This window comes from Flavobacterium sp. TS_SC_5, assembly GCF_056156265.1.
The window spans coordinates 491,965-505,411 of sequence record NZ_CM149588.1 but is presented as its reverse complement, the minus strand read 5'-3'; the positions used below and the strand labels follow the sequence as shown (position 1 = coordinate 505,411).

Here is a 13,447-nt window from a genome sequence, read left to right as displayed (position 1 = left end):
TTATGGAGATGATAATGACAACTGAGGAACAAAATTCCAGAACCGCAAGATCCTATAAATTGATTTTGTTGTTCGCAATGGTAAGTATGATCATGATGTTTGCGGGACTTACCAGTGCATTTGTGGTGAGTAAATCCAGGGCAGACTGGTTGAAAGATTTTCAATTACCACCGGCATTTTATTATAGTACTGTAGCGATTATCGCGTGCAGTGTGACGTTTCATTTGGCTAAAAAAGCAATTCAGAAAAACAATCAAAGTAAAACGACAATTTTTCTTTTGAGTACATTATTTCTAGGAATATTGTTTGTAGTTTTGCAGTTCGTAGGATTTGGTCAAATAGTGGAAAACGGTCATTATTTCACCGGAAGCGGAAGCTCAATTACCACTACTTTTTTATACGTTGTGACCGTTGTGCACTTGATTCACCTTGCTGGTGGAGTGATTTCACTACTAATTATAATTTATAATCATTTTAAACAAAAATACAATTCATCTCAAACCCTTGGAATAGAACTAGGTGCAATGTACTGGCACTTTCTTGACTTATTGTGGGTTTATTTGTTTTTGTTTTTATATTTCTTTAAATAAGAAAAAAACGTAAATTTGGGAACTTTTTAACGAATAACTTTTATGGAAGCGACAGTTACTACTGCAAATAGTGAAGAAAAAACTTGGGGAGGCGGCAATGAGCCAATGGGAGCAAGTTATGGCAAATTAATGATGTGGTTTTTTATCGTATCAGATGCTTTAACGTTCTCTGGATTTCTGGCGGCGTATGGTTTTTCTCGCTTTAAATTTATTGAAACATGGCCTTTGGCTGATGAAGTGTTTACTCACTTTCCATTTATGCACGGAGTTTCGGCTCCAATGTATTATGTGGCCTTAATGACTTTTATTTTAATTTTCTCATCAGTAACAATGGTTCTGGCTGTTGATGCAGGTCATCAGATGAAAAAAAACAAAGTAATTTTGTACATGTTCTTAACCATTATTGGTGGTTTGATTTTCGTGGGTTCTCAAGCTTGGGAATGGAAAAATTTCATCAAGGGAGAATACGGAGCAATTGAAACAAAAGGAGGTAGTTTGCTTCAGTTTGTCGACAAAGATGGACATCGTGTAGCATTAGCTGATTTTGCTGCAACTTTACCTGAGGAGAGAGAGCAACTAACAAGAAACAAAGCGAAATGGTTTATGAGTGAACCAACTCTGCCATCGTACTCTGTTGCAGAAGTTCAAGCGGGTTTTAAAGCACATCCTGAACTTTTAATCAGAACTGAAGTTGTTACTGCTGAAAAACAGAAAACAATTTTATCAAGAGCAGAATCTGAAGCAAGATTGAGCCAAGCTCATTATGTGGTGGAAGGCGCTAACTTGGTTAGAAACGAATACGGCAGTAAATTATTTGCTGATTTCTTTTTCTTTATTACTGGATTTCACGGGTTTCACGTTTTCTCGGGGGTAGTCATAAATATCATTATATTTTTCAATGTGTTAATTGGAACGTATGAAAAAAGAAGAAGCTACGAAATGGTAGAGAAAGTAGGTCTTTATTGGCACTTTGTTGATTTAGTTTGGGTTTTTGTATTTACAGTTTTCTATCTAGTTTAATTTCAAAAAGTAATTATCATGTCACACGAACACGTATCTAATACCGGTAGAATCTGGAAAGTTTTCGGAATATTATCTGCCGTTACAGTAGTAGAAGTTATTTTGGGTATATTAAAACCTGAGGCGCTTCATATGAACAATCTTATGGGTATGAATTTACTAAATTGGATATTTTATGCTCTGACTGTTTACAAAGCGTATTATATTGTTTGGGCCTTTATGCACATGGAAGGAGAAAAAAGCACTTTAAAAAATGCAGTTGTTTTTCCCCTAATTTTTCTGATATTGTATATTCTCTTTATTCTTTTGACAGAGGGAGATTATATTTATGAGGTTTTTAAGAATTCTACTATCAAATGGAATTTTTAACAAGATATTAATTCAAAAAGAGGGTACGCATTGCGTACCTTTTTTTATTTTTGTATTCTAATAAGTAGCTCTGTAATGAAAAAAAATATTGTCCTTTTTGTTCTTTTTATTTTGCCTATAGTGGCCTACCTTTTTTTTGCTTCTGGCGTAAATGGTTTTACTAAATTACCAACATTAACTCCCAATACTGCTGATTTTGGCAATTGGCAATCATTAGACGGACAAAAAGTTACTTTGAATGGTAAAGTAACTATTTTGGGTTTTATGGGGACAGAGCTGTTAATAAACAGAGGAAATCTTTTCAATTTAAATCAAAAAATTTATCAAAGGTATCATGAGTTTAAAGATGTTCAGTTTGTGATGATTTGTCCAACTGGGACCGAACAAGATGCGAAGAAAGTGGTAGATGCTTTAGGAGCCTTTACGGATGTCGCACAATGGCGCTTTGTTTTTGCTTCTCCTGATGAAATTAGCGCCTATTATAATCAATTAAAATTAGTAGAGAAATTAGACGATAAATTAGGAACTCCAAAAGTATATATCGTCGATAAAAAGAGAAATCTTCGCGGTAGAAAATTGGTAAAAGATGCTAAAGAAGGTTATAGTACATTTCACCCAGCGGAGTTGAGTAACGAGATGCTGGATGATTTCAAAGTGATTCTATATGAGTATCGCGCAGCGCTTAAAAAGAACAACAACGCCACCAGAAAAATATAATAGTTTATGTTTAAAAATAAATCATACATAGGTATCTCTTTTATTATTTTGATTTTTGGAATTTATGCTATTCCAAAAATTGTAGAAAGAATTAAAAATGATAAGGTGGTTCAAGGCGACAGGCTCGATAGTGTTAATCCAACAACTACAGAAGAAGGTGAATTAATTAAAATAGGTCCTGCGCCGAAATTTGAACTGATCAATCAAGATAGTAAGAAGGTGACCAATGAAACATACAAGGGTAAAGTTTATGTTCTGGAGTTTTTCTTTTCAACTTGCCCAACGATTTGTCCGAAGATGAATGCAAGTATGCTTCTTATTGAGAAAAAGTTTTTTGGAAATCCAAATTTTGGAATCGTCTCCATCACTATCGATCCGGAACATGATACTGCAAAAGTATTAAAAGAACATGCCAATCTTCTGGGAGTAAAATCCACTAATTGGAATTTCTTGACGGGTGATAAAGCCTACATATTTAATCTTGCTAATAAAGGGTTCAATCTTTACGCAGGTGAAAATAAAAAAGTTGCAGGTGGTTTTGAACATTCAGGATTGTTTGCCTTGATTGATAAAAATGGAAATATTCGTTGCAGAAATGATGAATTTGGAAACCCTATTTTATATTATGACGGTTTAGATAAAATGGGAGTAAGAAACTTACAACAAGATATTAATATTTTATTAGAAGAATAAAAATGGAAAATGGTTCTCTTGAAAAAAAAATGAACAAATTTATAATAGCAGTATCCATCATAATACCGGTTGCAGTTGCTATTCTTTTTGGTGTCAAACTAAAAGATCTTGGATATAATGTAGCTCCTCTATCTTTTTTACCTCCTATTTATGCTACTACTAACGGAATTACGGCTATCTTATTAATTGCTGCCGTTATTGCGATTAAAAACGGTAAAATAAAGCTTCATGAAAGATTAATGACTGGTGCAATTGCATTGTCCGTTGCTTTTTTGGTGATGTATGTGGCATATCACATGACTTCTGTTTCTGCAGTTTTTGGTGATGCAAATCATAATTTAATATTAGAAGATTCTGAGAAATTAAACATAGGATCTATGAGGATCTTTTATTTGGTAATTCTCGTTACGCACATTGTACTATCAATTGCCATAATTCCGATGGTTTTAATAACTTATGTTAGGGCTTTGGCACAAAATTTTGACAAACATAAAAAGATTGCGAAAATTACATTTCCAATTTGGTTATATGTTGCTGTTACCGGAGTAGTTGTTTATTTAATGATATCGCCTTATTATGTATATTAAATCCAATACAAGCTCAAAAGCGAACCATACATTTAAGAAGGTAAGTTTTTTTATATTTCTTTTTGTTTGTAGTGTTTTTACCCCAACTGCAAATGCGCAATGTGCCATGTGTCGCGCTGCATTAACCAGTGAAGGCAATGCAACGCAAGCTGCAGCGGTAAATGACGGTATTGTTTACCTAATGGTAATTCCTTACATTCTAGTTGCAGGAATTGGTTATGCTGTTTATCGAATGAAAAAGAATAAATCGTAATAGATACTATCAGTATCAAAAGGGAAGCGATAAAACAGCGTACTTAAGTTTTAAATATGCAGTTTGTTGATCATTAAAAACTGATGACGGAACAATTCTACTTCAATCCGTCAACGTAAACACTTACAGTTCCTTTTACTTTTATAAAGGCAATTATAGCCTGATTCGTTAATTGGATTTTTTGAAATTGAATGTCTTCCATTTTTCCATTTACGAAAACACCTTGCATAGGAGAATAGTTTTTTAAATACGTCATCATACTTTGTTGACCTTCTTCAAGGTTTGTTTTTATGGAATATCTACAGCTTTGTTCAATTTTTTTGAGCACTAAACCTTGTGCAAGCCAATTTGCCGTTCGCATCAATTTGTTTTTGGTATCTAAAGCATAATCCAATTGATCAAAAAATACTTCCTTAGTTTTTTCGTTATACTGGGGAAATCCGGATAAATAGATAGTTCCATTCACAGACCCTAATACATCTAAAGCAATAATCATTTTTCCTTTTTTGTGCCAAATAGCTACATTTTGGACTTTAACTTTCTTTGAACCAGAACCAAATTCTTGACCCGCAAAATTCTTGGTCATAATTTTTGATGCTTCCTGATAAGTGGAAATGGCAACAATGTTGGCCGAAATGTCTTCAGGAATTTTAGTAACGGGTTTTACTATTATTTTGGATGCATTGAATTTGGATTCCGGTTGTTTTCCAATTAAGGTTTCCATGTTGCATTTCATTCCCATATCTAATACAAAAGTGTCATTTTTCAGTTTCGCACTGGTCGAATAAATTTCTAGCGGTACTATTCTAAGCCAGCTTTCGTATGTGTCATTCATTAGAAAAGGAACGCAGATTTTCTCTAAGGCCGCCAGAACATTTGGTTTAAAGTCCAGTGATTTTGCAATAGCATCGTCAATTTTCTTTTCAATTTTTGATTTAAATAGTAGTACGGCAGGATTAATTAAATAAGTAACCGGAACGTTTTTTCCAAAAACGGTCATCGTAGGACTCTCATTCCAATCTAATGATTTTAGTTCTGTTTTTGTGTTTAGTTTCCAATTTATCAGAGTAACATCACTTACTAAAGTCACAACTCCATCAAGATGAAATTCTCGGGTGTCGTACATTTCGATTCCCAATTTTTTAGTGCCAATTCGATATTTAACAGTAGCCTTTAAAGGTAAAATGGTTCTAATTTTTTCTCCTTTTTCTCCAATATCATTTTTGATTGTAATTGGAGCGAGTTTCCAAACCTTCATTTCGATGTCATCGTCTTCAATACTATTGTCTTCGTAAATTAATCCGCTCAGCAATGCATTAGTTTGGTTCTCAATATCTTTTAGTTTTACGCTAATTGGCATATTGATAAATGAAGGAGTGTTTTCATAAATTAATGGGGTCGCATCATCTGGTTCTGGTTTCAAAGCACCTATTTTACTTGTTGTAGCACAGCTTGAAACAAATAGAATCGAACAGATTATTAATAAATTGGAATAGAATTTAAGCATTTTGACAGGGGTTAGAAAAACAAAATTAACAAAAGAATTCTTTTTTTATGAATTTTTGTAACAAATGCTAATTTCTAAAGTCTAATTGTTTTATAACTGATCTATGATTAAAATATTTTATATTAATTCATAGATTTTTATTAGAAAAAGTTAAATTTGTTTGCAGCAATGCTGCGCTTTTATTCAAAAATATATGGAAAAAAGAAGTTTTCTTAGTTTAATTGTCATGTTAATTTGTTGCGTAACAGCTCAAGCTCAATCAAAAGTTTGGACCTTAGAGGAATGCGTGAAATACGCCATTCAAAATAATATTTCCATCAAGCAGTCTGAATTGGATTCAAAAACAGCACTTATTGGTAAAAAAGATGCTGTCGGGAATTTCCTTCCTTCTCTTAACGCCAGTGCTTCCCACTCTTGGAACATTGGTTTGAACCAGGATATAACTACGGGTTTATTAAGGAATCAAACAACCCAGTTCACTTCAGCTGGCGCGAATGTTGGTGTTGATATTTATAAAGGACTGCAAAATCAGAACACGCTTCGTAAAGCCAATCTTTCGATAGTAGCAGCCAAATATCAATTGTTAAAAATGCAGGAAGATATTGCCTTGAATGTTGCCAATGCTTTTTTGCAGGTTCTTTTCAATAAGGAAAACTTAAAAGTCCAGAAAGAACAATTGGGAATCAATGAAAAACAATATGCGCGTTCAGAAGAATTAGTAAATGCAGGATCGATTCCTCGTGGAGATTTATTGGATATAAAAGCGACCGTAGCTCAGAATAATCAGAATGTTATTGCAGCGGATAATGCATTATTAATTTCGAAATTAAGTTTAGCGCAGTTGCTACAGCTAAAAGATTTTGAAAATTTTGATGTCGTGGATGACACAAATATGAGGGATGAGAATAATATTTTGGCACAAACTCCAAGTGCTATTTATGACAAAGCGGTAGAAGGCAGAACAGAATTGAAAATTGCCCGAACTAATTTAGAGATTGCTCAAAAAGACGTGGAAATTGCAAAAGGAGCTTTTCAGCCTACTTTGCAGGGTTTCTATAGTTTTAATAGCAGGGTTTCATATGCTGATGTTCCTGTTTTTGATAACATGGGAAATTTGATTGGTACCCGAAATTCAGCGCCGTTTTTTAATCAGTTTGGCGATAATAAAGGACAGTCTTTTGGAGCACAATTATCGATTCCAGTATTTAATGGGTTTTCAGTACGAAACAATGTAGATCGTTCCAAAGTTAGTTTAGAACGATCAAAAATTGCTGTAGAACAACAAGATTTGGATTTACAACGAAACGTTTTTACTGCATTTACAGATGCTAAAGGAGCGCTTAACGCATATGAATCATCAGTTGTTGCATTGGAAGCCCGACAAGGAGCATATAATTATGCGAAAGAAAGATACGATGTAGGTTTGATGAATTCTTTTGATTTCAACCAGTCGCAAACTTTATTGACCAATGCACAATCAGAAGTTATCAGAACCAAGTACGATTATATTTTCAAAATCAAAATTTTAGAATTCTATTTTGGAATTCCTCTTATCAAAAACTAATTTATTATGTCTAAGAAAACAATTTATATCCTAATAGGTGGAGCAGTAATAATCATTGCAGGTCTAATAATACTTTCAAAATCGGGCGTTATCGGTAATAAAGATAAAGGAACTGAAGTTGAAATTACTCAAGTAATCCATCTACAATTGTTGAAACGGTTTCTGCAACAGGGAAGATCCAACCGGAAATTGAAGTAAAAATTTCTTCAGAAGTATCTGGAGAGATTATTTCCTTGAATGTAAAAGAAGGTCAAGTGGTAAAAAAAGGAGATTTATTGGTAAAAATAAACCCAGATTTATATACTTCGGGATACAATCGTTCGGTTTCAAACTTATCAGGAACCAGAGCAAATTTAAGTCAAGCAGACGCATCTTTTAAAGAATCGAAATCTAATTACGACAGAAATAAAACTTTATTCGAAAAAGGAATTATTTCAAAAGCGGATTGGGATAAAGCGATTGCATCTTATGAAGTAGCAAAAGCAGCCAAACAAAACGCTTATTTTAATGTTCAAAGTGCTTCCGCGACGGTAAATGAAGCCAAAGACAACTTAGGAAGAACTACAATTTACGCACCTGCAGATGGAACTATTTCGATGTTGAATGTTGAATTAGGAGAACGTGTTTTAGGGACACAACAAATGACTGGTACAGAAATTTTGAGAGTGGCCAACTTAAATAATATGGAAGTTGAAGTTGATGTTAATGAAAATGATATCGTTAAAATCAAAGTAGGAGACGAAGCCAATGTTGAAGTGGATGCGTATTTGAAAAAACAATTCAAAGGAACTGTCACCAGTATTTCAAATTCGGCTAGTTCTGCTTTGACTGCAGATCAGGTAACTAATTTTAAAGTTAAAGTTAGAATTTTAAAAGAATCGTATCAAGATTTATTGGAAGGAAAACCAGATACATATTCGCCTTTCAGACCAGGAATGACGGCAACTGTGGATATTATTACTGATACTAGAAGTAATGTATTGTCAGTGCCAATTAGTGCTGTTGTTATAAAATCAGACACTGCCGCTGTAAAAGACATTGTCATAGTTGACCCAAAAGAAGAGCAGAAAGGAGCAGCTCTTAAAAGTGATAAAAAATTCGAGTGTGTTTTTGTAAAAGTTGGGGATAAAGCTAAAATCAGAGTCATCAAAACAGGTATTCAGGATGATACTAACATTGAGGTTTTGACCGGTCTTAAAAAAGGAGATGTAGTGATTACCGGACCTTATTCAACGGTGACGAAGGATTTAAATTCAGGCGACAGAGTAATGCTAAAAACGAATAAAGAAAAAGGAGATAGTAAAAAGTAACCTATAACGTTAACAATATTTTGAAATCACAATCATAAAATCTAATTTTGTGATTGTGATTTTTTAATTTAAAATAAAATCTAAAATTGGGCTACATACTAAATATTGAAACTGCGACAAAAAATTGTTCAGTCGCTCTTGCAAAAGATGGGAAAACGATTTTCTGTAAAGAAATTGCAGAGGAAGGATATTCCCATGCGGAACGACTTCATGTTTTTATTGAAGAAATTATAAAAGAAGCCGGAATTGCTCTTCAAGATTTATCTGCTATCGCAGTAAGTCAAGGTCCTGGCTCGTACACGGGATTGCGAATTGGCGTTTCTGCAGCAAAGGGATTGTGTTATGCATTAGATATCCCTCTGATTGCGGTGGATACTTTACAAGCTTTGGCGGCACAAGTAACTATTTCGAGCGGATTGATAATCCCTATGATTGATGCGCGAAGAATGGAAGTGTACAGTGCCATTTTTGGTCCGACTTTAGAAAAAAAGCGAGAAGTGCTTGCCCAAATTATCGATGACAATTCATTTGAAGATAGACAGGAAACACTTTATTTTGTGGGTGATTGTGCCGACAAATGCAAGCCGGTTTTAACAAAAGAAAACCATGTTTTTTTGGAGGAGATTGTATATCCATCTGCCAAAGAAATGAGTGCTTTGAGTTATGAAAAATTCAAAATAAACGACACGGTTGATGTCGCTTACTTTGAACCGTATTATCTTAAAGATTTCATGATCACCGCTCCTAAGAAATAGAACATTGCTGAATATATTGATTATTCGAGCGGTTCTGTTGGGTTATTTTTTTTAGAAAATTCTTTGACAAATGGCTGAATAACAATTCCTGCTTCATCAAAAGCTTGTTTGCAATTTTGTAGTGTATCTGCATAAACACCCCAGAAATCTTCGTTATTCGCCCATGGTCGCACGGCAATTTGTATGGCACTGTCGGTGAGGTTTTTTACAGAAACCTCGGCAGCTGGTGTTTCTAATATTTTTGGATTATTCTTTAAAACGGTAGTAATAATGTCCTTCGCCTCTTTAATATTTGTATCATAAGAGATAGCAATGGTCAAATCAGCTCTTCTAATTTTTTCAAATGAATAATTGATGATGTTTCCGTTAGATAGGGAACCATTTGGTACAAAAATAGTTTGATTATTGGCTGTAATTAATTTGGTTACAAAAATTTGTATTTCACTCACAGTTCCTATTACACCTTGCGCTTCGATAGTATCACTCACCCGAAAAGGTTTAAAAAGGATAATTAACATTCCGCCCGCAAAATTAGATAATGAACCCTGAAGAGATAAACCTACGGCAAGTCCCATAGCTCCAAGAATAGCCACAAATGAAGATGTTTCAATCCCCAGTTTGGAAATAAAGGAAACAAACAAAATTATTCTCAAAACCCAAAGTAAAATATCAGCCAGAAAACGGGTCAGTGTAGGGTCCAGATTCCGTTTTACCATTATTCGTCGGATAAACCTATTAATAAGCCTGATGATATAAAGACCCGCAAATAAAATAATGAATGCAGAAATTAATTTTGGAGAATAGTCAATTAACACTTTGATAAAAGTGTTGGCGTAATCAGTAATTTGCTCTGGATTTAAATTCATTTTTTTAAATAAAAAACCTTCTCAATGGAGAAGGTTAAATTTGAAAAGCAAAAATACGAATAATTTTTTTTTTAATAAATTAATCCGCGTCTTCTTCTATTTTATTTGTGGTTTCTTTGGCAATTTTTTTCGCTTCTTCTTCGCCATCTTCTGCAAATGAGCTTAGTTTTTCAGAAACATTTTCAACAACATCGGTAGTTTTTACTTTAGTTTCAATGGCTAAGTCCCCTGCTTTTTCTTTTACAGTTTCTACAGTAGCTGAAATGGTAGTTTTAGCTTCACTGGCTAAGTCTTCTGCTTTTACAGCTGTCGTTTCTGATTTTTCTTTTACGGTTTCTATTGTGTCTGAAACGGCAGTTTTGGCTTCACTGGCTAAGTCTTTTACCTTTTCAACTGTTGTATCCGATTTTTCTTTGACACTTTCAATTGTGTTTTCTAAAACGTTTGTTACTTTTTCGGAATATTCACCAGCAGTTTCTTTAGCATGGTCTGCAAAATTTTCTACTTTTTCGATTATTGGTGCAGCCGTTTCTTTTATTTTTTCAAAAGTATCTTCGGCAAAAATCTCTGCTTTTTCAAGATAAGGAGCGGCAGTTTCTTTAGCTTTTTCAAATGTTTCTTCTGCGAAAGTTTCGGCTTTTTCAAGATATGGAGCGGCAGTTTCTTTTGCTTGTTCGAAAGTAGTTTCTGCTTTGTCCGCTAATTCACTGGCAGTTTCTTTGGCTGAGCCAAATAATTTTTTAAAAAATGAAGATAGTCCCATGGTATTTTTATTTGATTAGTCTTACAATAGTAATCAATTTTTTTCAGGATTACTTCATTAAATCATTAATAGTTTGTTGATAATCAGTATTTGGCATGAGGCAAGTTTTGTTTTGACAGAGATAAAACAGTGTTTCCAGGTTTGAATAACGAGAATCTAAAAATGGAAGTGTTGATTTATTCTGTGATCCAGCCATAACAACATTAGGAATATAAAGACTGTTTATTTTTGTACAAAACTCCAAAGCTCGTTCGCCACAAACGGCTAATTCTTTGTTTTGTTCCGAGTAATTTAATGCTAAATCCATCCAATTTGAGAAAGCAGATGGATAATCAATTCCAGGTAGTATAACCAGCAACATTTGATGGCTGACTTGTTCATAATAGGAATTATTATAGTAGATGCTCAGTTGAAATAGGTTTTTTGCCATCACTGAATTAGAAGCTGGAATTACATTGTCTTCGGTTTCGTAATGTGAAGTGATTAAAGCTTCGTCGAGATTTGACGTAAAAGCAAAGAAGGATTTTTTACTGTCATAAAAATGGTCCAGACTATAGTCCATAAGTAGTTTCGCATCGTGAAGCCATTTTTCGTTCAAAGTTGCTTCATAAAGGGAAATGAATGCTGCAATCACGAAACAATAATCTTCCAAATAACCGTTGATGGTCCTCTTTCCGTTTTTATAATTGTGGAATAAATTCCCGTCATCTGACCAGAGATTTTTGATTATAAAGTGTGCATTTTGTAGCGCAATATCTAAATATTTTTGGTTTCCCAAAGCCTTATACGCATCAACATATCCTTTCAACATTATAGCATTCCAAGAAGTCAGACATTTGTCATCGAGTCTTGGTTTTTGTCGTTTTTCTCTTTCGCTATAAAGCAATTTTTCCCAAAATATTTTTTTAGTTTGAAGTGCTGAAACGGGAATCTTATTATGTTCCGCAATACTTTCTAAAGATTGGTTTTGGATTAAAACATAGTTTTCTTCTTCCCATAATCCAAAAGTATTGCAATTGAAAACCTGTCTGAATAAATCAAAATCTTCTTTGATAATTGCCTTTAATTCCGGAATTTTCCAAAAGTAAAATGCGCCTTCCTGAAGCTGATTATCCGAGTTTAAACTATCTGCATCCAAAGCCGGATAAAAACCTCCTTCCGGATTCATTAATTCTTTTTCGATAAAACGAAGTGTTTTTTCGATTACTTCTTTAGACAACAGGTTTTTGGTTAATTTATAGGCATCACTGTATAAAGATACCAACTGGCCGTTATCGTACAACATTTTTTCGAAATGTGGAATGTGCCACTTCATATCTACAGAATAACGCGAAAAACCACCATCAACAGTGTCAAAAAGCCCGCCATAAGCCATTTTTAATAACGTAAGATTCACGAAGTCCAGCAAATCGGTATCTTTCGTTTGATAGCCATAGCGCAGCAGGAATTGGTAATTATTAGGCATCATAAACTTTGGTGCTCTGGCCATGCCACCAAATTCCAAATCGAAACTTTTTTTCCATTTTTCGACTAAAAGTTTCAGTAGATTTTGGTTTACTTCAGTTTCAGTGTTATCGTTTTGAATTAATCCAATTTCTTGAATTCCCTGATGTAATTTTTTGGCATAATCAATCATCTTTTCAGGGGCAGATTGATAGAGTTCCTGTAATTGGTTCAGAGATTCTATCCATTCCTCTTTTTTAAAATAGGTTCCGCCCCAAACGGGTCTTCCATCAGGAAGTGTCACTACGTTTAGGGGCCATCCGCCACGACCGCTCATGATTTGTATGGCTTTCATGTAAACCGCATCAACATCTGGGCGTTCCTCCCGATCGACTTTTATGGGTATAAAATGTGCATTCATTACCTGAGCGACTTCTTTATCTTCGAAACTTTCGTGTTCCATCACATGGCACCAATGACAAGCGGAATAACCAATACTTATGATAATGAGTTTGTTATTGTCCTTAGCTATTGCCAATGATTTTGGGTTCCAAGCTTTCCAATGTACAGGATTACCGGCGTGTTGCAATAAGTATGGGCTGGTTTCTAAATGTAGTTCGTTCATAGGGTCGTTTTTAGCCCCGGGAGTAGAGGAAATCCTTTCTGGTCCTGAGCTTTTTCAGGGCAGGAAAGATTGCAACGGATGACGGGAAATAGCTTCTAAAAAAAAGCGTCTCGAATGAAACGCTTTGATTTGTTTTTGTTAAGTTCTTTATTCGAGTTCGAAAGTCAATTTGAGATTTACTCGAAATTCCGCAATGGCACCATCACTTACTGTTGCACTTTGTTCATGAACATAGACAGAACGAATATGTTTTACTGATTTTGACGCTTTAGCAACACCTTTTCGAGCTGCATCTTCCCAACTTATTTCAGAGCTTGAAAGTATTTCAATTACTTTTAATATTGACATGATTTCTATTTATTAAGTGAAATATAAATTTACCGAA

Annotated in this window: 14 protein-coding genes and 1 pseudogene; 10 read left to right on the top strand and 5 right to left on the bottom strand. The window is 34.3% G+C overall.

All coding sequences use genetic code 11. The annotated features are described in order from the left end of the window. The first annotated feature begins 2 nt into the window (after positions 1 to 2). From AC0J6S_RS02310 to AC0J6S_RS02280, 7 genes are all read left to right on the top strand, one after another. Positions 3 to 590 carry a cytochrome c oxidase subunit 3 gene (locus AC0J6S_RS02310; RefSeq protein ID WP_474955253.1) on the top strand — a complete coding sequence of 196 codons (588 nt, stop codon included), beginning with the start codon at positions 3 to 5 and terminating at the stop codon, positions 588 to 590. Between the two features lie 42 nt (positions 591 to 632). After that, on the top strand, positions 633 to 1,610 hold the full coding sequence (locus AC0J6S_RS02305; RefSeq protein ID WP_474955252.1) for a cytochrome c oxidase subunit 3: 978 nt from the start codon (positions 633 to 635) through the stop codon (positions 1,608 to 1,610). An 18-nt stretch (positions 1,611 to 1,628) separates the two neighbouring features. Further along, the gene (locus AC0J6S_RS02300) at positions 1,629 to 1,979 is read left to right on the top strand and encodes a cytochrome C oxidase subunit IV family protein (protein ID WP_474955251.1); all 351 of its coding nucleotides are present in this window, start codon (positions 1,629 to 1,631) and stop codon (positions 1,977 to 1,979) included. Positions 1,980 to 2,054: 75 nt separating this feature from the next. Beyond that, positions 2,055 to 2,696: a thioredoxin domain-containing protein gene (locus tag AC0J6S_RS02295; RefSeq protein ID WP_474955250.1), complete on the top strand. Its 642-nt coding sequence runs from the start codon at positions 2,055 to 2,057 to the stop codon at positions 2,694 to 2,696. Between the two features lie 6 nt (positions 2,697 to 2,702). After that, on the top strand, positions 2,703 to 3,389 hold the full coding sequence (locus AC0J6S_RS02290) for an SCO family protein (RefSeq protein ID WP_113665041.1): 687 nt from the start codon (positions 2,703 to 2,705) through the stop codon (positions 3,387 to 3,389). A 2-nt stretch (positions 3,390 to 3,391) separates the two neighbouring features. Then, on the top strand, positions 3,392 to 3,976 hold the full coding sequence (locus AC0J6S_RS02285) for a DUF420 domain-containing protein (protein ID WP_474955249.1): 585 nt from the start codon (positions 3,392 to 3,394) through the stop codon (positions 3,974 to 3,976). Next, on the top strand, positions 3,966 to 4,229 hold the full coding sequence (locus AC0J6S_RS02280; RefSeq protein ID WP_474955248.1) for a hypothetical protein: 264 nt from the start codon (positions 3,966 to 3,968) through the stop codon (positions 4,227 to 4,229). The genes AC0J6S_RS02285 and AC0J6S_RS02280 overlap by 11 nt, the downstream gene beginning before the upstream one ends. A gap of 97 nt (positions 4,230 to 4,326) precedes the next feature. Here the strand turns inward: AC0J6S_RS02280 and AC0J6S_RS02275 are convergent, their stop codons facing one another. Further along, positions 4,327 to 5,736 carry a DUF4403 family protein gene (locus tag AC0J6S_RS02275; RefSeq protein ID WP_474955247.1) on the bottom strand — a complete coding sequence of 470 codons (1,410 nt, stop codon included), beginning with the start codon at positions 5,734 to 5,736 and terminating at the stop codon, positions 4,327 to 4,329. A 193-nt stretch (positions 5,737 to 5,929) separates the two neighbouring features. Between AC0J6S_RS02275 and AC0J6S_RS02270 the strand changes: the two genes are divergently transcribed. The 3 genes and pseudogenes from AC0J6S_RS02270 to tsaB all read left to right on the top strand — a co-directional run bounded on the left by AC0J6S_RS02270 (position 5,930) and on the right by tsaB (position 9,365). Next, positions 5,930 to 7,300 (top strand): TolC family protein, encoded by a 1,371-nt coding sequence (locus AC0J6S_RS02270; protein WP_474955246.1) that lies wholly within the window; start codon positions 5,930 to 5,932, stop codon positions 7,298 to 7,300. 6 nt (positions 7,301 to 7,306) lie between these two features. Further along, positions 7,307 to 8,610 (top strand): annotated as a pseudogene (locus AC0J6S_RS02265) (efflux RND transporter periplasmic adaptor subunit). Between the two features lie 86 nt (positions 8,611 to 8,696). Next, positions 8,697 to 9,365 (top strand): tRNA (adenosine(37)-N6)-threonylcarbamoyltransferase complex dimerization subunit type 1 TsaB, encoded by a 669-nt coding sequence (gene tsaB / locus AC0J6S_RS02260; protein WP_474955245.1) that lies wholly within the window; start codon positions 8,697 to 8,699, stop codon positions 9,363 to 9,365. 20 nt (positions 9,366 to 9,385) lie between these two features. Here the strand turns inward: tsaB and AC0J6S_RS02255 are convergent, their stop codons facing one another. The 4 genes from AC0J6S_RS02255 to AC0J6S_RS02240 form a co-directional block, all read right to left on the bottom strand. After that, positions 9,386 to 10,231, bottom strand: a complete 846-nt coding sequence (locus AC0J6S_RS02255; RefSeq protein WP_474955244.1) for a mechanosensitive ion channel family protein — start codon at positions 10,229 to 10,231, stop codon at positions 9,386 to 9,388. A gap of 79 nt (positions 10,232 to 10,310) precedes the next feature. Then, positions 10,311 to 10,994, bottom strand: coding sequence for a hypothetical protein (locus AC0J6S_RS02250; RefSeq protein ID WP_474955243.1), 684 nt, complete (start codon positions 10,992 to 10,994; stop codon positions 10,311 to 10,313). A 49-nt stretch (positions 10,995 to 11,043) separates the two neighbouring features. Beyond that, positions 11,044 to 13,062, bottom strand: coding sequence for a thioredoxin domain-containing protein (locus AC0J6S_RS02245; protein ID WP_474955242.1), 2,019 nt, complete (start codon positions 13,060 to 13,062; stop codon positions 11,044 to 11,046). A 147-nt stretch (positions 13,063 to 13,209) separates the two neighbouring features. Beyond that, entirely contained in the window at positions 13,210 to 13,410 is a 201-nt protein-coding gene (locus AC0J6S_RS02240) for a dodecin family protein (RefSeq protein ID WP_113665049.1), read from the bottom strand. Positions 13,411 to 13,447 lie beyond the last annotated feature (37 nt).